The 20,272-nt window shown below is 69.6% G+C and carries 10 protein-coding genes; 6 read left to right on the top strand and 4 right to left on the bottom strand.

All coding sequences use genetic code 11. The annotated features are described in order from the left end of the window. The first annotated feature begins 220 nt into the window (after window positions 1-220). Complete coding sequence (locus ATO4_RS16920) at window positions 221-685, top strand: hypothetical protein (protein WP_210191088.1); 465 nt, start codon at window positions 221-223, stop codon at window positions 683-685. 96 nt (window positions 686-781) lie between these two features. Beyond that, complete coding sequence (locus tag ATO4_RS16925; RefSeq protein ID WP_083592718.1) at window positions 782-982, top strand: hypothetical protein; 201 nt, start codon at window positions 782-784, stop codon at window positions 980-982. A gap of 294 nt (window positions 983-1,276) precedes the next feature. Here the strand turns inward: ATO4_RS16925 and msrA are convergent, their stop codons facing one another. Further along, window positions 1,277-1,792, bottom strand: coding sequence for a peptide-methionine (S)-S-oxide reductase MsrA (gene msrA, locus ATO4_RS16930; protein ID WP_083592719.1), 516 nt, complete (start codon window positions 1,790-1,792; stop codon window positions 1,277-1,279). Window positions 1,793-2,076: 284 nt separating this feature from the next. Here msrA and ATO4_RS16935 point away from each other — a divergent pair, with 284 nt between their 5' ends. The 4 genes from ATO4_RS16935 (at window position 2,077) to ATO4_RS16950 (ending at window position 13,295) form a co-directional block, all read left to right on the top strand. After that, on the top strand, window positions 2,077-7,950 hold the full coding sequence (locus tag ATO4_RS16935) for a hypothetical protein (protein WP_083592720.1): 5,874 nt from the start codon (window positions 2,077-2,079) through the stop codon (window positions 7,948-7,950). Between the two features lie 82 nt (window positions 7,951-8,032). After that, window positions 8,033-9,403 (top strand): hypothetical protein, encoded by a 1,371-nt coding sequence (locus ATO4_RS16940; RefSeq protein ID WP_083592721.1) that lies wholly within the window; start codon window positions 8,033-8,035, stop codon window positions 9,401-9,403. A gap of 26 nt (window positions 9,404-9,429) precedes the next feature. Beyond that, on the top strand, window positions 9,430-10,821 hold the full coding sequence (locus ATO4_RS16945; protein ID WP_083592722.1) for a hypothetical protein: 1,392 nt from the start codon (window positions 9,430-9,432) through the stop codon (window positions 10,819-10,821). Between the two features lie 8 nt (window positions 10,822-10,829). After that, a complete protein-coding gene (locus ATO4_RS16950; protein ID WP_083592723.1) occupies window positions 10,830-13,295 on the top strand; it encodes a hypothetical protein in 2,466 nt (821 codons plus the stop codon). Here ATO4_RS16950 and ATO4_RS16955 read toward each other — a convergent pair. The 3 genes from ATO4_RS16955 to ATO4_RS16965 form a co-directional block, all read right to left on the bottom strand. Next, on the bottom strand, window positions 13,261-14,520 hold the full coding sequence (locus ATO4_RS16955) for a beta-ketoacyl-[acyl-carrier-protein] synthase family protein (RefSeq protein WP_176223034.1): 1,260 nt from the start codon (window positions 14,518-14,520) through the stop codon (window positions 13,261-13,263). The two genes, ATO4_RS16950 and ATO4_RS16955, sit on opposite strands and share 35 nt — an antisense overlap. Further along, window positions 14,513-14,782, bottom strand: coding sequence for a phosphopantetheine-binding protein (locus tag ATO4_RS16960; RefSeq protein ID WP_176223035.1), 270 nt, complete (start codon window positions 14,780-14,782; stop codon window positions 14,513-14,515). The genes ATO4_RS16955 and ATO4_RS16960 overlap by 8 nt, the downstream gene beginning before the upstream one ends. A 174-nt stretch (window positions 14,783-14,956) precedes the next feature. Next, on the bottom strand, window positions 14,957-20,158 hold the full coding sequence (locus ATO4_RS16965) for a type I polyketide synthase (RefSeq protein ID WP_083592726.1): 5,202 nt from the start codon (window positions 20,156-20,158) through the stop codon (window positions 14,957-14,959). Window positions 20,159-20,272: the final 114 nt, after the last annotated feature.

Consider the following 20,272-nt stretch of genomic DNA (forward strand, 5'->3'; position numbering starts at 1 on the left):
ACAGCCACTTGGCAGCACTTCGGCGACAATGCCTCTTCGGCGGTCGGCAGCGCGTTCACTGTGCATGAAGTGTTGCAAGAAGAACCCGTCTGTCCCAGCCTTCTCCCACCCATCCTCCCATGCTAGCGGCAGATCGGAAGACGTCCGATCCGGGTCGGCAACTGCGGAGGTGACGATGAGCGCGACTGCGGCGAACGTGCATGGGCGCGCTCGAGCGCCCGTGAGCCCGGTCGATCGGTGCCTGTCGCTGGCGGCGCTGGGACTGCTCTGCGTCGTTCTGGTGGCGATCGGCCGCGGACAGGCCCACTGGGCGCAGGCGCCGTGGCTGGTCTGGGCGCATCTGTTGACGATCGTCTGTGCGCTGGCGCTGACGGTGGTCCAGCTCTGGCGGCCGAAGGGCGGCGCCACCCACCGGGCGATCGGCCTGACATGGGTGATGCTGATGTTCGCGACGGCGCTGATCACCCTCTTCATCGTCGGCGCGGACGATGGCGGCTACAGCATCCTGCACGGGCTCTCGGTCTGGGTGATGATCCAGGTTCCGATGATCGCGATCGCGGCGCGAAAGCGGCAGATCGAGCGCCACCAGCGGGCGGCCAGGGCGATGGTCGTCGGTTCTCTGCTCATCGCCGGCTTCTTCACGTTCCCCTTCCACCGCCTGCTCGGGACGTGGCTCTTCGGCTAGAGCCTGATCCCGAAAAGGCGTCGGGGAGGCCGTGGGGACGGCTTTTTCGCGCTTCCGCCCTATATACCGGGTACAAGCAACGGCGAAAGAGAAACAATGGCCAAGGAACACAGCTCCGTTCTCCAGGCTCGCGCGGATGACGCTGACGAGGCGATGCGGGCGGCCAGCCTGGTATCGGTGCAGGCGCGGCTCGAGAGCGCCCGCGATGCCTGGCAGGGTCTTGCGGACGGCGCGCGGGAACGCGAGAGCGAGGACGCCCAACGGGCCGAGGCGAAGGCCGCGGTCTCGCAGGCCTGAGAGATCCTCTGATCGAACGGCTCGACCCTCACCCGGCCGGGCGTTCCGGTCGATCGGGGCCGGCGCCCCGCCGCAAGGTCTGGGACGCCGGCAGGTCGAGTTGCGCCCGGCACAGCTCTTCACCTTGGTGCAGATTGCCGTGGTGCAGACTGCCGTCTCGATGGCCGGACACCACCGCGCAGGATCGCGGCTGGCCGCCGGAGACCATCAACCGTCGCGGTCGCGGTCGCAACGCCCGTCGCTTGGCTCCGCCGAACCCGCGGCCGCCCTCCGCGACGGCGGCCGCAATGGCGGTCAGGCCGCGGTCTGGCGGCGGGGAAGCTTCCAGTTCGGCCGCACGAAGTGGCAGGTGTAGCCGTTGGGGATCCGCTCCAGATAGTCCTGATGCTCGGGCTCGGCCTCCCAGAAGGCGCCGGCTTCCGCCACCTCGGTGACCACCTTGCCGGGCCAGATGCCCGAGGCGTCGACGTCGGCGATGGTCTCCTCGGCGATGCGCTTCTGCTCGTCGCTGGTGTAGAAGATCGCCGAGCGATAGCTGAGGCCCCGATCGTTGCCCTGGCGGTTCGGCGTCGAGGGGTCGTGGATCTGGAAGAAGAACTCGAGCAGGTCGCGGAAGCTAATCGTCTCGGGGTCGTAGACGATCTCGATCGCCTCGGCATGGGTGCCATGGTCGCGATAGGTGGCGTTCTCGACATCGCCGCCGGAATAGCCGACCCGCGTCGCGACGACGCCCGGCATCCGCCGGATCAGTTGCTGCATGCCCCAGAAACAGCCGCCGGCGAGGATGGCGCGTTCGGTCTTGTCAGTCATGGCTGAGCCTCGTGGTTGGAAGACGCTTCATGTGTCGTCGCGGCCGCCGATCGTCAACGCCTCGCCACAAGACCCTCGCGCGATACCCTCCTTGGACAGCCTTGCCGAGCACCGGCCACCGGCGGTTGCGATCTTACGTGGTCGTGATCGGTGAAAACCACTTTCGGTAGACAGCCAAGCGACCTGGCGCTACTCTGCCATCCGACGTCGAAGGACGTCCGATCGGAGCCGAAAGGCTGGCCTGTCTCGTTCTGCACCTGTCTCGTTCTTTAGGAGAGCGCGTCATGACGCATGCGATCACCGTCGGCACGGCGGCCAATCTCCTCTACGGCTACCGACCTGTCTGGGATCCGAACGGTCCGATCGCCTCGCCCTTCTTCACGCCGCCCCAGCAGCCGCTGCAGCCGCAGGGCCCGACCACCGTGGCGTCGGACTTCCCGTTCTGGTCGGGCACGCCGGTGATCACGCTGCACCAGTCGGTGCAGTCGCTGGTCTCGGCGGTCTATCGCTACGAGGTGCTGCCGCTCTCGAACGATCCGCGGGCGATCGCGGTGCCGTCCGGCCCGCTGGCGCTGAACGATGCCGACGGCGCCGCGGCGCTGGCCGCTGCGGCGCAGTTCCTCGGCATCGACCCCGCCGGGCCGGCCAACTACATGCTCGTCACCTACGAGCGGTGCGCCTCGACGACGACGGGGGACTACACCGACGGCAACGCCTCGCAGGACTATCAGGACGTTCTGACCGCGCAGGCCGCAGCGATCGTCGACGCGCTGCCGAGGGCCGAGGAACCGGTGTCCGGATCGCCGCTCTACGACAGCAGGCTGACGCTGGCCGATGCCCGGCGGTATCTGGCGGCGATCGCCGAGCTCGGCACCCATTTCGTCACGACGATCTTCAACGGCGACAAGCTTCTGCAGGTGTTCGTCTATCAGGACGCCCCGTTCAAGTATCTGCAGACGCAGTTCAAGCTGGCGGCAACGAAGCAGCCCGACGGCACCATGGCGGTGTCGGGCGTCCTCGCCAACAGCTGGGTGATCTATACCTCGCCGCTGGCCGGCGGCGGCTTCGTCAGCGCCTACGGCGCCCTGACGACGATCGGCCGGGACCCGGCGCTCGCCACCGCGATCGCCAATGGCGACTGGGCCAACGGCTACGTTCCCGACGGCACGCCCAGCATCTTCGCGGCCTCCCAGGATTATTCGCGGCTTTCGGCCCTGACCCTCGACGTCACCTATGCCTGCCAGCTGACGCCGATCGCCGAGCTGATGCCGGGCGCGCTCGTCGAAGGTCCGTGGGATCGGCTGGTGGCCGGCGGCCTGATGCAGAAATACGGCAGCGGCGTCGTCATCCCCCTGCGCCGCCCCCTCGACTACGACTGGGCGACGATCTTTCCCCAGACCGACGATTCCTGGGCGTCCGGCATCGTGACGCCGGTCGTCGACATCTATCAGGAGCGCGTCGACCTCGCAAAGGTGAAGCTGATGGGGGCCGAGATCATCGGCGAGACCTATCCGTTGCAGAGCTTCTCCTGTTTCGCGCAGGTGCTGCAGGCGAGTTCCGGCCATGGCGCCCCGCCCATCGCGCTGCCGTCGGACAACATCACCCTCGTCGCGCAGATCATCGACACCACCCAGGCGGCCCAGACCCCGGTGCTGGCCATGAGCGACAAGGGGCTGCAGCAACTCACCGTCGCCTGCCAGGAGATGTATGGCGCGCTCATTTTCCAGAGCGACGCAGCGAGCCCGGTGAAGCGCAAGACCGCCCTCGACGGCTTCCTCATGGAGACGACGGCGACCGTCGATCCCGCGACGCGGCGCTACACGGTCGATGTCGCCGGCGTCCTGACCGATCCCCCGAGCCCCTGCGTCCTGTCCGGTCTGTCCCAGAGCGTCGAGTTCTCGGTGGTCGCGGGGGAGGCCCTGCTGCAGGCGCAGGGCGCCGGCGCCGAGCTCGTCCAGGGGCTGGAGATCGCCTATCTGAACTGGCTGGCGCGCATCATCCCGGCGGACACCGACGACGAGGTGCTGGCGAATGCGAGGGTGCGGGCGCTCTACCTCGCCAATTCCGTTGCGACCTTCGGCGCCGAAACGGTCTTCGTGCCCTATGTCACCTATGACAGCTATTCGAAATATGTCGGCGACCTGGTCAACCAGGCGACGCTGCTGAGCGGCCAGATCGGCAATTACCAGACCCAGCTCGTCACCACCGTCGCCAGCTACAAGGTGATGACCTCCATTGCCGCGGTCAACGACAACGTCCGGGCGATCGGCGGCGTCCTCACCCAGTATTTCCAGGCGCTGGCCGATGGTCGCCAGGCGATGGACCAGTACTACCAGAACATCATCGACCAGCTCGACCTGCAGCTGCAGAAGTCGCTGCAGAACATCACCCAGCTGAAGACGCAGCTCGGCGCCCAGCAGACGCTGATCAGCAATCTCGGCGCGCCTCCCGGCATCGTCCAGCAGTTCGAGATCGACTATGTCAATTACGAGAAGGACGAGATCTTCAAGGCCGTGGTGGGCATCGCCGAGGGGCTGTTCAGCCTCGGAATGGCCTTCGCCGGCATTCCGGCGGCGGCCGAGAAGGGGGTGCTCGACGCGCTGAAGGCGCTGAAGGACGTCTATGACAAGCTGCAGGCGGTCATGAAGGTGATCAGCCAGCTCTCGGTGATCGAGACGGTCACCAAGGACCTCTCCAAGATCAACGCGCTGGCCGCCTCGATCCAGGCGGCTTCCGACGCCGGCGACCTCGAGATGCCGAGCCTCGTCGACCTGCAGATGATCCCGAACAATGTCGAGGCGGCGCTCGCCGGCGTACCGCAGAACGGCAAGCTGCAGCAGGACAAGGCCAATCTGATCGCCGCCGTCAGGAACCTCGTCATCGTCGGTTCGGCGCTTCTCAGCGCCCAGACCGAGGCCAGCCGGCTGCTGGTCGAGATCGCCAACAACCAGCGGCTGAAGACCATCAACGGCCAGCAGCAGGCCAGGATCTCGGCGCTGACCAACGCCCTCAACCTCACCAACCCCTCCGTCCCGCCGGACCTCGCCAAGCTCGACCTGATCGGCATGACCGGGCAGCTGCAGTTCCAGCTGAAGCAGGTACTGAGCACGCTGGCACGGGTGCTGGAGACCCAGAACGGGGCGCTGCAATTCACCTATTTCGGCGATCCGGTGCCGATCACCTCGTTTTCGCTCAACCAGCTCCTGGGGGTGATCTCCAGCCAGGACGCCAGCATCATCGGCGCGATCCAGCACCTCAACCCGCAGCCGCAGAAGGTGAACGACCCGATCGTCGTCAAGGTCGCCTCGATCCCCTACAAGGAGCTGATCGGCGGCCGCTTCAAGCGGATCTCGGTGCACCTGTCGGATCCGGGCTTCCTGAACTACGTGATGGTCCGGATCGACCGGGTGGTGCCGAAGATCTCAGGGGTGAAATCCACCGCCTCGGGCGATTACGAGATCGCGCTCAACACCCAGGCGCAACCTTTCCTCGACCGCGACCAGGAACGCCAGACCCGCACCTTCACCTCGACGATGCGGGCCTTCGGCCCCTATGTCTACGACGTCGCGACCGGTGCCGCGAAGTTCGGCACCAACACCGGCACCTTCGCCGATCAGGTGACGCATCTGACGCCCTTCACCGACTGGAACATCGGCTTTCCGGCCAAGAGCACCAACAAGGACATCGCCTTCGACGATCTCCTGGTCGACATCGAGCTCGAATTCCACGTCACCGCGATCTACAACGATCCGGTCGAGTCCCTGCGGCGCACGATGATGCGCGCCCTGTGCGGCCGCCGTGCCGAGCCGGCGGCCTTCCTTGCCGGGCCTCGGAGGGACAGCGAGGAAACGGTCTTCGCCGCGGTGCCGAGTTCGGCCCCGAGCCTCGGCTATCTCGAAGGCCAGATGTACCAGAACCAGGCGGTGCTGAACGGCTGGGATGCCGCCTTCAGCATGTTGTCGGGGCCGGTGAACGCCTTCCTGAACCAGCAGTTCCAGGCCTATCTGAAGACGCTGCATCCCGGCAGCGACACCGGCCTGATGACGATCAAGGCGTCCTATTTCGGCACGCCGACGCCGGTCGTGTTCCGGGGGCAGACCTTCTGGACCAGCCAGGTCACCCAGCTCCAGATCGACCTCACCAACCCGTTGCTGCAGTTCGTCGCGAGTTCCGACCAGGCGACGGTGCAGCAGTTCATCAAGGGCGGCGAGGTCAAGGCGGGCTCGGTCGACGTCAATGGCAGCGCCACCGTTCCCAGCACCTTCATTCCGGCAGACGCCTATCTGCCGGCCGGCCCCCTGACCTTCACCGCGGATGTCGCGACGGGCGAGCTGGTGATCCCGGCGCGCGACGTGCTCGGCCCCGGCCTCGGCAGCATCTTCCTCACCAGCACGGGGACCTTGCCGGCGCCGCTTCAGGTCGGCGATCCCTCGACGGGTGCCAACGAATACTACATCGTCGGCTGGTCGAGCACGGCAAACGAGACCCGCATCAAGCTGTCCGCCGATCCGGCCGGAACGACGCCGATCACGCTCACCGATCAAGGCAGCGGCACCCAGACCCTGACCCTCAACGTCTCATGGAGTTCGCCGGCCGTCGTCGACACCAGCAAGTCGCCCTACGTCTTTGCCAACGTGCAGCTGTCGACGATCAAGGGCGTCGTCGAGCCGCCGCCGGGGCAGGGCGACAAGGACAAGACCCTGACGGTCACGCTGGACTTCCCGACCGGCTCCTTCGTCCTGCGCAACATCCACGTCAATCCGCCCAACTGGGATCCGGCTCCCAACGCGACGCAGATCTCCGCGGCGATCGCCGACTACTATGCCCAGAACGAGATCCGCTTCGACGTCCAGACCATCAACACGACCAATCTCGCCAGCGATGCGGATCTGACGCCGACGAAGTTCGTGCTGCATGCGATGAACACCAATGCCGGCAACAACGTCCTGCAGATGCTGATGGCCACCACCGGCAAGGTGCAGAACCTGCAGTCCCTGGCGCTGACCGAGCCGGTCGCCTACGACCCGGCCGGACCGGTCGCGGGATCCAGCGATTTCATGATCTCGCTGATGATCAGCTCGGAGCTGACCTTCAAGCACATCTTCGCCGACAGCTTCAATCGCGGCTCCACCAATTTCGAGGTCGAGGCCATCGCCCCCGCCAAGGACTTCGAGGCCTGGAGCGCCAAGATGTCGAAGGGCACCGTGACCGCGCCGGTTCCCTTCGCCGACAGCTACGACGTCGACGGCACGACGACCGAGTTCCGGATCTCGGCCCAGTCGAACGACCTTGTCTGGGACCTCTCCGGGCTGACCTTCGAACGCACCCAGACGGACGGCATCGCCCTTGCCTATACCAACGGCACGGCCAACCCGCCGAGCGGCGGGACCTCGGTGAGCTTCCAGTACCGGCAATATGTCTATGCGCAAGGCGGACCGGAAAGCCCTGGGCACTACTACTGGACGAACTGGCAGACCGCCTCGGCCACCGTCTATGTGACGATGGACGGCACCTATCCGCTGGAGGTCTTCGACAGCGGCACCAACCAGGTGGTCCGGTTCGCGACCACCAATCCGAGCGTGACGGTCGACAAGTCGAGCGACCTGAAGCCGACCGCCGCCTGCCACTGCGACGACAACGACATCAAGATCGCGCTCCTGTCGGCCCTGTCGTCCGCGGTGCCGAGCCAGTTGCAGTCCAACATGAGTCAGATCAGCTTCAAGCCGCTGTCGATCATGGCGCTGGAGAGCCTGCTGTTTCCGGCCGATCAGCTGATCGCCATGTCCACCGCCAAGGTGCCGTCCTCGGCGCTGGTGGTCGGCAGCTTCCTTGCCAAGGTGCGCAAGACGAATGCCACCTACACGGTGACCGTTCCCGCCTCCGCCGGCGCGAAGGGCAGCTTCGGCGGCGTCAACTTCGAGAGCGGCACGACGACCAGCAGCGTCACCAAGACCGGCCTGCCCAAGAGCTTCAGCTTCACCTACGGCCCCATCGACCCGGCGATCGGTGGGCAGGTCAACTACACGATCGATATCGAGGCGGGCGCCGTGACCCCGCCGCTGATCGCCGTCGTCTGGCAGCCGGACATCGAGAATGATCCGCAGAACGTCACCCTGCTTCTGCCGGGATATCCGCTGCCCGGCACGACGGGGAGCTGAGGGTGGCGCTCGCGCCCGGCCCGGAGCGTCGCGTCGCAGCGGGGCAGGGCGCCGAGACGAGCCGGGGCGCCGGGTGGCGGCGATGAATCCGGCGGCCGGCCGGGACAGGGCGGCGGTGCTCGCCGCAATGCGCGAGGCCCCGTCGCTGCCGGAGGGCTGGGACGTCGCTCTGAACCTCTCCGCGTCATCCGTCCGGTCTCTCCTCGCCAGCAGGAGCAGCGGGGCGCAGGCCCGGGACGCGGACGACGCCCTCGTCTTCATCGGGCCCGGCGAGACCGATGGACGTCGTGGCCTCGTCGCCCTGCGCGCCGACCTGCCGTCCCCGAGCCTCGTTCTCAGCCAGAGCGATCAGGCGGCGCGGCTGCTATTCCGGATCGAAGCCGGCACGCTGCAGCCCGGCAGGCTGCCTGGTGAAACCCCGCCCGCCATTCCCGACGCCCGCGCGCTCCTCGAAGGCGTCGGTACCCGCTGGTCGGATCCGCTCGTCATCACCGACGACAGCCCGCTGCATCTGACGGTGCTGGCGCCGCTCGCGGTTCGGAGGGAGCCGGAGGGCGGCTTCACGGTCGAACTCGATCTTACCGCCGCCGGCGTCACTCTGGCCGACGCTCGCGGCGCCGACATTTCCGGCGAGCTCATCTGTGGTGATACCGGCGAGTGGCTGGCGGCGGGCGGGTTTTCCGGCCACATCGCCAGCCTGGCATCGCCGCAGGGGTACCCGCCCCACGCGCTGGCACCGGGGCAGGTCGCCGCCCGCATCGCCGCGTCGCTCGAGGGCGAGCCGCTGCTGCAGATCCTCACGGGACCCGCCTCGGCGCCGCAGCTTGCCGCGGCGAGCGCCCCGGTGCCGCATCCGGACGGCGACGGCTTCAGCGTCATCGTCGGGTCCGAGGCTGCGATGGCGCTGGTCGCCAGCAGCTACAATCTCGGCACCGGCGACATCAAGCTGTCCTGCGTGCCGCCTCAGGACGGGCAGGTCCACTGGTTCCTGCAGGTGCATGAGCCGATGGTCTTCGAGGGCCGCTTCGGCAACACGGACGGGCAGATCTACGTCACCGACCACGCCCGGTTCTACATGCGCTTCGGTGGCTCCTGCGACGAAGGCCTGCAGCTCTTCACCTTCACCGACCCGGCCTCGACGGTCCGGCTCGAGCTGGAGCTTTCCGCCCATTATCCGGTGGCGATCAGCGGAGAGGGGACCGGCCAACTCGTCGGGCTGGAGGAGGGCGCGCAGGCGGTGACGGGCGAGGGGTTCTACGAAAACATCGTCAAGCCGCAGCTTCAGACGTTCCTTCTCGGCGACATCCGGGCCGACATGACGCGGGTGCGGCTGACGGCGGTCAGCGATCTGGTGCTGCGCGATCTGGCCCTGCCCGGCCATGCCTTGACCTTCGAGGTGGCGGCACTTCCGGGCGACCTCCTGATCGCCGGAAGCCTGGCCCCGACCCCCTGAGAGCGCGTCCACCGAAAGCGAAACCGATGGCCGATGATCCGACGCTCAGCAACCTGCTCGCCCAGATGGCGCAGGACAAGGAGGTGCTCAACGGCTGGGACGCGGTGCTCAACGTCCTCGAAAGCGCGGTCGACGCGTTCTTCCAGGCGCAGTTTGTGGGCCTGACCGCCGGCAGCGGCCAGATGACCATCGCGCAGGTCTTCTGCGGCCCGGCGCTTTCCAGCCCGCACGGCACCTATTGCGTCGTCACGCAGGTCTCCTTCACGTTGGCCGCGCCGAGCTTCGTCTTCACCGGCGGCTCGAACACCGTCACCGTGACCCAGGCGATCACCGCTGGCAGCACCTGCTCGGGCACGATGCCGGTCGCCTCCGGGTTCCAGCCGGCGTCCTGCGGCTGCACGCCGAACGACGGCCGTGTCACCTGGGGGCCGGTCCAGACCATCGATGTCGGCAGCAATCCTTCGATCTCGGCCGCGGTCCCGCTCACCTCGGTCACCGGCCTGATCGACGCGACCACCCACACCGTCCTGCTCGACTTCGCCAATGGCGCCTTCACGGTCACCAATGTGACCATCGACGGCGTCACGTCGCAGGAGCTCGCGGACCAGATCCGCAGCTGGTTCGCCACCCACGGGGTGACCTATCAGGTCGCCTCGGTGGATTTCGGCAGCGGCACCATCGCGGCGCTGACGCCGACAGGGTTCCAGTTCAACGTGTTGCAGACCAATTCCGGCAACATCGTCGTGCAGCTGCTGATCACCACCGACGGCACGCCCGCCAGCGGCGACCCGATCGTGCTGGAGCCGGTCCCGACCGCCAGCGGCTACACCTGCAGCCTGATGATCAGCTCCCGCATCGTCTTTGCGAACATCCTGTGCGTCGGCTTCAACGGCGCCGGCAAGCCGTTCAGCCTCTATCCCCAGTCACCGTCGGCTTCGGAGGGATACAGCGCCTATATCGCGCCGCAGATGCATTTTTCCGGCTCGTTCAGCTATGGCAGCTGTTGCGACAAGACCACCGTCACCTATTCGCTCTATCTCGGCGGAACCTATTCCGGCACCGCGACCGACGGCTTCTTCCTCTACCAGTCGATCACCCCCAGCGGAAACGTCGGCAACACCATCACGGTTGCGGCCAACAACCCCGTCAGCCTGTCGGGAAGCGGCGCGTCCCAGGCGATCCAGATCACCCCGCAGGCACCCTCCGTCACCGTGACCGGCGGCGCGTCGGGAACCATCAACAGCGAGCTGCAGTCGATCCTGAGCAGTGACTTCACCAGTGCGATGGCCGGCATCTCCTTCGGGCCGATCACCTATTTCGCCCTGCGCAACGTCCTGTTTCCCTCCAGCCTGATGACGATGAGCGTCGTCGCGGTGCCGACCGACCTCGTCATCGTCGGCACCTTCGAGGCGAACTGACCGCCGGCATGGACGAGAACCTTCGCCCGAACCTCCGCCTGGGAGACCCGGTCGACCTCCTGTCGGGCCTGAAGCCCGCTTTCGTCGCGCCGGAGCTGCCCTGGCACCGCCCTGCGGGCACGCCGGTGGTGAGCGAGACCGCGCCCGTTCCGGCCGGACCGGCCAGATGGGACCCGCCGGTCCTCTCCCTCCACGACAGCGTCGAGGATCTTCTCTCCCACGTCTTCGACTATTCCGTCGCTCCGATGGTCGGGCTCGACGGGCCGCTGTCGGTTTGCGCCGGCAGCCTGATGGCCGGGCAGGATCTCTCGGACCTCGAGGCCCGGCTGGGGCTCGACCTCAGCCTGCGCCCGGCGCACGCCCATCTCCTCGTCCGCCTCGGCGGCCGGCGCGGCACCGCCACCCACACGCAGGAATGGCTGGGGCTCAACCGCAAGGTCCGGATCCTCCAATGGCTGACGCCGGAGGGCCGGGCAGCGATGGCGCGGCTGCGCCTGCGGGAGATGCGGCGCGAGGGGGCCGAACTCCATGGCGACGTCACCGCCCGGCAGGCAGGGCGCTATCTCGCCTACTTCGAGGATTTCGGCACCCATGTCGTGCGCTCCATCACCTATGGCGAGCGGCTGTTCCAGCTGTTCGAGGTGAGCGGCGACCTTCTGGCGAGCCTGCGCCGGGTTTTCGCCGAGGCGCCTCGCCCGTTCTGCGGCCCCGCCGCCTTCGCCATGGCGCATCTCACCCGGTCACCGTGGACGGCGAAGGCGAGCCCGATCCTCTCCGTCGGCGACTGCGACATCGCGCGGCGGGTCACCCGTCACGCGATCTGGGCGAGCGGCAGCCCGGGCGACCCGCCGTCCCTCCTGTCCCGGGGCGCGGTGGTGCCAGCGAATCTCGAGACCGTCCTCGCCGAACTTCCCGCCCGCAGCATCACCGCGGTCGGCTTTGCCTGCCAGGCGCTGTTCATGGAGGACCACCGGGCCGATGCCTGGGCGCGGCTGATGCGCGGCAGCCTCTGCCAGCGATTCCCCGGCCTGCGGCAGGTCGGCTGGCGCGAGCGGGGGAGCTTCCGGCCGCAAGCCTTCCTGAAGAGCGCTCGCCTGTCGGGCGATGAGGCGCTGTCGAAGCCGGCCCTGCCGTCGCTGCCGGAGATCGCCTTCGCGCTCGACGTCACCGCGAGCGGCCGGCTCGCCGACCCGGTCCCGCCATGCCTCGCCTTGTTCGCGGCGACGGATCCCGGCACCGGCTGCGCGGCCTGGCTCGAGTCCGGTGCGTCGGTGGCATTCGATCCCAGCCGCTTGACGATCCCGTTTCTCGACGGAGCTTTGTCCGTGACGTCCGGGGATGGCCGGCGCTGGTGTCTCGTCGAAAGTGCCTGGATCGGAGGAGACGGCGCGCCCGGCGTCGTCGCCGATCCGGCAACGCCGAGCGAGGATCTGCTCATCCGGTTCCGGCCGCAGCTCTCCGCCTATCTGCGGCTGGTCGCGCGGCTGCAGACGCCGCTGTTTCCCACAGACGTCGCGGCCGCCATGCGCCGCTGCGCCGTCTGGCTGGCCGAGGTGACGGCCGTCCACCCGGCGCTCGCGACGCTTCGGCTCCAGGCGCTGGCGGTGGCGCGGGGGCTCGGGCGCCACGACCCGCGTCAGCTCACCCTCGGCGACGAACATCTGGCGGACCTCGCCGCGCTCCTGCGATTGGCCGCAGCGCTGTCGGGCTTGCACCCTGACGGCGATGATCTGCGCCCTGCGTCCCAGCAGCAGGACCTCCGCCTGCGGGCCTTCCATCGCCGCCTGCCGGAATATTTCCCTCCGGCCGCGTTGGCCGAGCGCGTCGCGGCGGCGGCAAAGGCCCTTTGCCGAAGCTTCGCCGGTCTCGCCGGAGCGCCGGATCTGCCCGACCATGCGCGGCGGCTCTTCCGGGCCGGCGCGGGGCTCGCCGGGCCGCCGGACCCGCGCGTCCTGCCGCATGGCCTGATGCCGGGCGAGGCTCCCTATCCGCTGCTGTGGAATGCGCTGCTGGGGCTTCGGGCGCGCCATGCCGGTCTGCGGGCGGTCCTCCTGGCGGGCGAGGATCGGCTCGGCGAGGCCGCCGAGATCCTCTCACGCGAACCCATCGGCGCGGCGGATGCGCCGCCGGATCCTGCCGCCGACGCCGCATCCGCGCTCGCCGCGCTGGCCGACGACCTGCGCGGCTGCGATGCCGCGGTGATCGCAAGGCTCCCGGGAGAGATCGCCGAACTCGTCGCGGCCAGCCGCTCGGCCGGTCTCCTCTGGCGCGCCGATGACCTCGCCCTGTCGGGCAGCCCGACCGCAGAAGTCGGGCCGCAGCTCCACCGGCTGCTCGTCGTCCTCGAAACCCTCGATTTGGCTTGCCTCGCGGGCCTGCCACTGGCCCCGCTCGCGAGCCTCGCCCCCGATCTCCTGGCCGCCCGGATCAACGACGCGCTCACGGCGCTGGCACGGCATCCGGCACGCGCCTGACGGCGAGGGCGGCATAGTGGCCGCCGAAGGCGAAGGAGTTCGACAGGGCGGCGGCGGTCTCCATCCGCCGCACCGGCTCCCCACCGGCCGCGCCCGGCGGTGCCGGGACACCGTCCGGCGGCAGCAGGTCGACGGGGCAGGGCGCTTCCTGCCGGCGAAGCGCCAGGATGGCGGCGACGGCCTCGACGGCGCTGCCGGCGCCCATGCAGTGCCCGATCGCCGCCTTGCAGGCGCTGACGCGGATGTCGTCCGCCCGTGCCCCGAACAGTTCGCGGATCGCCTGGCTCTCCAGCGCGTCGTTGAGCTCGGTCGCCGTGCCATGGGCGTTGACGTGGCCGATGTCCTCGGGGGCAATACCAGCGTCGGCGATGGCCGCCCGCATCGCCCGCGTCATCCCCGGCAGCGTCGGCTTCGTCAGGCTGGCCGCGTCCGAGACGGCGCCGACGCCGCAGATCTCGCCCAGGATCGGCGCGCCGCGCGAGCGTGCCCGCTCTTCCCGCTCCAGCACCAGCACGGCGGCGGCCTCGCCGATGACGAAACCCGTCCGGTCCGGCGAAAACGGCCGCATGATGCCGGCGGCAGGATCGATCTCCGGGCTCATGATCGCCAGCGCGTCCCAGGCAGCGAACAGCGCCGACGTCGGAAATGCCTCCGCCCCGCCGGCGAGGCAGAGGTCCATCTCGCCCCGGCGGATGGCATGGACGGCGTCGGCGATCGCATGGGCCGAGGCGGCGCAGGCCGTGACATGGGCGGTCGCCGCCCGTTGCAGCCGGTAGCGGGCGCAGAGTGCCGCCGTCGCGCCGTTCAGCATCATCCTGACCACCGCGGTCGGCCGCAGCCTCTGGTGGCTCGCGGCCCGCAGCACGCAATCCTCTATCGCCTCCGCCGGGCCGAAGGCCGTCCCCATCATCGCCCCCGCCGCTGGGCCGATCTCGTCCGGACCCAGCCCCGCATGGCCGAGCGCTTCATCGGCCGCGGCCATCGCGAGAAGGCCGACCCGGTCGTAAAAGTGCAGCTCCGACCTGCGGACGAGGCCCTGCCAGTCGAACCCGGGGATCTCGGCGCCGAACCGGCAGGCCAGCCCGGCGGTATCGAAGCCCTCGATCCTGCGAATGGCGGATCGGCCGGAGAACAGGCCGGCCTCGAAGGCGGCAAGCCCCGCTCCGAAGCCCGACAGGACGCCGATGCCGGTGACGACGACGCGGGAGGCCGTGCGCTCACCCATTGGCATTGGCCGGCTGGACCCCCCGGTCCTTCAGGATCAGTTCCTCGGTCAGCCGCAGGACGTCGCCGAGATTGTGGATCTCGTCGCGGTGCCGCTGGATGTCGGAGCCGACCGGCACGTCGTATTTCTCCTCGATCTCGAACATGATCTCGATGAAATCGAGGGAGTCGATATGGAGATCCTCGAGCGTCCGGTAGTCCTGCAGTTCCTCCGGCGCAACGTCGAGATAGCCGGAAATGATCGCAATGAGCTCACTCTTCATCGACCTCGTCTCCCTTCGCGGCGCGCCGGCCCTCTTCGGCATCCGAAGAGCGAGGCGGGAGCCGGCAGCTTACACCCGGAAATTGCGATTGGCGCCCCGTAATGTCGGCGTCCGGTCTCGCCCATATCCCGGCGGCGGTCGCCGCTCCGGACGCTCTCGGCCGGAGGGGGGAGTTCATTTCGCCGGCTCGGCGAGGTCGTCGGCGATGATCGCGCCGATGGCCGCCAGGCTGTCGCCGCCGATCAGAATGGTGATCGGCAGAAGCACCCCGAATCTCTCCTCGATGAGCCGCTGCATCTCCACGGCGCCGAGGGAATCGAGCCCCATCCGGGTCAGCGGGATGTCCGCCGAGACCTGCCCGGGCGCCGCCTTCAGCACCTCGGCGAGGATCGGCCCCAGATGCTCCGCCACGACCCTCGGCCGCTGGCCGGCCGGGTGCCGGCCGAGGTCGCTGCGAAGGTCGGGCCGCGTTCCGCCTGACGCGACGGTGCCTTCCCGGAAAAACGCCATCCTGTCGGTCTGCGCTGCGCGCGGATCGTAGCGCGCCCAGCGACCCCAGTCGATCGGCCGGGACAGGCTGACCTGCGCCAGCCCCGCGCCCATCGCCGCGCCGAGGCCGGCGAGGGCGGACGCCATGGTCATGGCGGGCATGCCGGCCGCCACCAGATGCGCCGCGACCGCCGGATCGGCGGCCATCCCGGCGCCGGCGACAGGTCCGAAATTGACGCTGAGCGCCGGTAGTCCGGCCTTGTGGCGGGCGAGGGCGAGCCCGTCCAGATAGGCGTTCGCGGCGGCGTAGTTGGCCTGGCGCGGGTTGCCGGTGAGCGCGGAGAGCGACGAGGCGAGGACAAAATGATCGAGGGAAAGGTCGCGGCTCGCCAGATCGAGGGCCTCGGCCCCCTCCGCCTTCGGCCTCAGGACACGCTGCAGATCCTCGATCGTCAGCGCCGCGGCCGCACGATCGGCGGTCGCGCCGGCCCAGTGGAAGATCCCCGCGAGGGCCATGTCGGCGGATGCCAGCCGCTCCAGAGTGAGGCGCACCGCCCGTCGATCGGCCGGATCGAGGGTCTCGACGTGAAGCTGCGATCCGAGCGCGGCGATCTCGCGGGCGAGGGGGGCGATCCGCGCCTGCGGCGGCCGGCCCCGGCTGGTCGCGACGATGCGCCCGGCGCCGCGCCGCGCCAGCCAGAGTGCGAGCTGTTGGCCGAAGCCGCCCAGCCCGCCGGTGATCAGATAGGCGCGCGACCGATGAAAGCGCACCGAGCCGTCCCAGTCCGGCGGCAGCAGGGCTGGCCGGAGGCGCGGCAGCAGGCGGCGCCCCCGGCGGAACGCCACCTCGCTGGATTTGCCGAAAGACGCGATCTCCGCCGCCACGGCCATGTGCCAGGGCTCGTCCCGCGCCACGTCGACGAGCGTCGTCCCGCTCGCCGCCAGCTCGTTGCAGAGGGTACGGCCGAGGCCCCAGACGGCCGCCTGTTCGGGCTGGACCGGCAGGTCGGCCCCGCAGGCGGACGTTGCGTTGCGGGTGATCAGATAGAGCCGACCGCGTGCCGGATCGTCGGCGAGGGCGAGGAGGTCGCCGAGCCTGTCGGCGAGCGGCCGAGGACCGTCCGGCACGACGACAACGGTCGCCTCGGACGCATCGTCCTTCGCCGCCAGACCACCCATCTCCGCCCATGCCCTCTCCAACAGGGCGCCATCCGGACCATCCGAAGCCAGCACGGCAACGCGGCGGCCGATAGCGGCGCTGCAGGTCGCCTGCGTCTCCTCCCACCGGGTGATCAGCGACAGCTCCGGCAGCGGGGCGGTCTCTGGCGCCGGCCTCAGCGGTTTGACCACGATCCCGTCCATCTCCGCCAGGCAGTGGCCGGCCCTGTCGTACAGCCTCGCATCGAAGCGCAGGCCGCGGCCGCGGTGGTCCCGCAGGCTCACCATGGCCCACAGGGACGGCGGCAGTTCGCCATGCAGCGTATAGGCATCGATGCCGGCGGGAACCAGCGGCTCGCAGGCGACCGTCAGGGCCAGCGCCGCCTGCAGGACGCCGTCGAGAAGGCATGGCGCCGTCTGCACGGACGGCTCGCCAGACACGCTGCGATCGACGGCCAGCTGGGCAAGCACCGTCCGGCCGTCCGCCGCCAGGGAGAGGCTGCGAACCACCCTGAAGGCCGGGCCGTGCGCGAGGCCGAGGGCGGCGAGCCGCGCCTGATGCCGGTCGGTCTCCAGAGGATGCGGGGCGGCAGCCGCCAATGCCGCGATCGGTCGTGCCTCGGGGCGATGCCATGCGTCCGCCATCGGCGCATCCCCCGGCGGCGCCGCTGCAATCTGCGCCGAAAGGACGCGAAGGGCGCCGCTCGGACAGGCGGGATCACAGGCGAGCACTTCGAGCCCGCCGCCGAGATGCCGCGTGTCCAGCACCTGTCCCTGCCGCCGGTCGAGCCGGAACGGGGTGTGGAAGCGGATGTCGGCGAGGCGCACCGGCAGCGCCGGAGCATCCGTGTCGCGCACGGCCAGCGCCGTCCGCAGGGCAGCTTCCATGGCGGCGGTGCCGGGCAGGATCGCGACGCCCTCGATCCGGTGGTCGCCGAGAAAGGCGAAGACCTCCCGGTTGAGATCGGCGATCCAGCTCCGGGGAACCGGCGCCGGCTCCGCCCAGGGACTGGCGGCCGGATCGCCCAGCCGGTCGTGGGCCTGCACCTCGGCCTCGCGCCAGAGGCGCCGCCGATGCCAGCCGGTGACGGGCAGCGGGCAGGGGCTGCCGCCCGGCGCCATCCGCTTCCAGTCGATCCGCCCGCCGCTCAGATGGAAGCGGCCGATGGCCTGGCGCATCGCCCCGCGCTCGTCCTCCTGTCCGTCGAGGACCGCAATGACGGCGATCCTTCGCGCCTGCGCGCCGACGGCCTTCTGGACCGGGCTGCGAAGCACCGGCTTCGGCCCGATCTCGAGGCAGTGGGTTGCGCCGAGGGCGAATGCGGCTTCGAGAGCCGCCCGAAACCGCACCGGCGCGCGGACGTTCCTGCACCAGTAGGGCCCGTCCATCACGTCGTCGCCCGACAGGCGTCTGCCGGTGACGCTGGAGACCAGGGGGATCTCAGGCGGTCGCGGCACGAGGCCGGCGAGCCGGTCGCCGAGCTCGCCAAGGATCGGGTCCATGTTGGCGCTGTGATAGGCGATGTCGCCGTCGAGGCGGCGGAACGGCACGCCCTGGCGATGCAATTCGCCTTCGGCTTCGGAAAGAACGGCGTTCCGCCCCGCCAGCGTGATCGACGCCACAGCGTTGACGGCGGCGACCTCCAGCCCCGGCAGGCGCGCGCAGAGGGTCTCGGCTTCGGCCTCGCCGAGCGCTGCCGCCAGCATCCCGCCGTGTCCGGCCCGCCGGGTCTGCAGATCGGTCCGCGCCCACGAGACGACGAGCGCCTGCTCCAGGGTGAGATGCCCGGCGCAGTGGGCGGCGGCGACCTCGCCGGCGGAATGGCCGAGGCAGATGTCCGGCTCGACGCCGTAGCGCGCCAAAAGCTTTGCCAGCGCGACCTGCAACGCGAAGCTCGCCGGCTGGCCGATCCGGCCGTCGAGACGTGTCCTGTCGTTGCCCGCCACGCCCATGGCGTCGATCAGCGAGACGCCTGCCAGCGGCCGGAACGCCGCGTCGATCTCCTCCATCGCGTCCCGGAACACCGGTTCGCGGGCGAGGAGGTCGCGCCCCATCCCGGGCCATTGCGCTCCCATGCCGGAAAACACGAGCAGCGTCCGGGGCTCTCCGGCCGCGGCCATGTCGCAGCGCCGGCAGTCGGCGGGGCGAACCGCCCGGATCTTCGCCGCGATCGCCGCGGGAGCCTCGTCGCGTTCCACCCACACAGCGCCGCGATGGGCCCGGTGGCCCCGGCGCCTCGCCAGCGTATGAAGCAGGTCCACGGGCGAGGCGGTCTCGGCGTGGTCCGCGAGGCGCGGCAGCCAGGCGGCCAGCGCCTCGGCCGATTGCGCCGACAGCGGCAGCAGCGCCGGCCCGAACGCTTCCGGCGGTCCTTCCGCCACGGTGGTCCTGCAAGGCGCCGGGCCGATGATCGCATGGGCGCTGCTGCCGCCATAACCGAAGGCGTTGACCGCGACGTGGGGCGCCTCCAGCGGCTCGCAGGCCTCCGGCAGGCGCAGGCCGAGCGCCGAAAAGGGGATCGCCGGGTTCCGATGCCCGACCAGGAGATGCGGGGGAACCCGCCGCTCGCGGCAGATCAGCACCGCCTTGATGACGCCGGCGATTCCGGCGGCAGCTTCCAGATGGCCGATATTGGCCTTCATCGACCCGATCGCGACCGCCCCGCGCCGGGCCCCGTGGTCACCTGATGCATGCCGCCCCGATCGATCATCCCCGGAGGCATGGTCCGGGGATCCATGGCCGTAGACGGCGCCGATCGAGCGCGCCTCGACGAGATCGCCCTGCACTGTGCCGGTGCCGTGGGCCTCGACATAGCCGATGTCTCGCGCCGCAAGGCCGCAGGCCGCGAGTGCCCTTCGCATCACCGCCGCCTGGGCATCGCCGTTCGGCGCGGAAATGCCGGCGCTGCGGCCGCCATGTCCGGTGGCGACTGCCTCGACCACGGCGACGACTGGATCATCGTCCGCCAGGGCATCGGCCAGCCGCTTCAGCACCACGACGCCGCAACCCTCGCCGCGCCCGTAGCCGTCGGCGAGGCTGGAGAACGGTTTGCATCGCCCGTCGGCGGCGAGCAGCCCGGCCGCCGACATGGCGATCTGGTATTCCGGCCGGAGCATGACGCTCACACCTCCCGCCAGCGCCATGCCGCAGGCGCCGGCCTCGAGGTCCCGGACGGCAAGGGCGAGGGCGGTGAGGCTCGATGCGCAGGCGGTATCGACTGTCAGGCTGGGGCCGCGCAGGTCGAGGGCGTAGGACAGGCGGTTGGCGAGCATCGCCAGCGTCGAGCCGGCGGCCGAGAACCGCCCCAGCGCGCTGCGCGCCTGCGCCGAGAACTGGTTGAGGAGATGATCCGTTGTGAAGCCGCCGACATAGACGCCGACATCCTGGCCGGCGAGGCCGAAGGGATCGAGGCCCGCGGTCTCAAGGGCCTCGAAGGCGACTTCGAGCACGAGGCGCTGCTGGGGATCGAGGCCGGCGATTTCGTCCGGCGAGAAACCGAAGACGTCCGGGTCGAAGCCGCGGTAGTCATGGTCGAGGAAATGGCCGCGCCCGGCCTCGGTCTTGCCGGCCGCACGGTCGCTGGCGACGAAGCGCCCCGCCGACCAGCGGTCCGGCGGCACCTCGCCGCAGAAACAGCGCGCCTCGAGCAACTGGCCGAAGAACTGCGAGGTCGTTGCCGCGCCGCCGGGAAACCGACCCTGGAACCCGATGATCGCGATCTTCGACATCTGGCGGCCCGATCGGAACGGCGGCGCGAGACCGGACCGTAGCTTGCGCTACCGCCGAAGACAACCGGGCGTCCTTCGGCGCGCGGCAGGCCGCCGGCCCTCCCGGTAAAACCT

It is taken from the genome of Aurantimonas sp. 22II-16-19i (assembly GCF_002088275.1).
Lineage (GTDB): Bacteria > Pseudomonadota > Alphaproteobacteria > Rhizobiales > Rhizobiaceae > Jiella.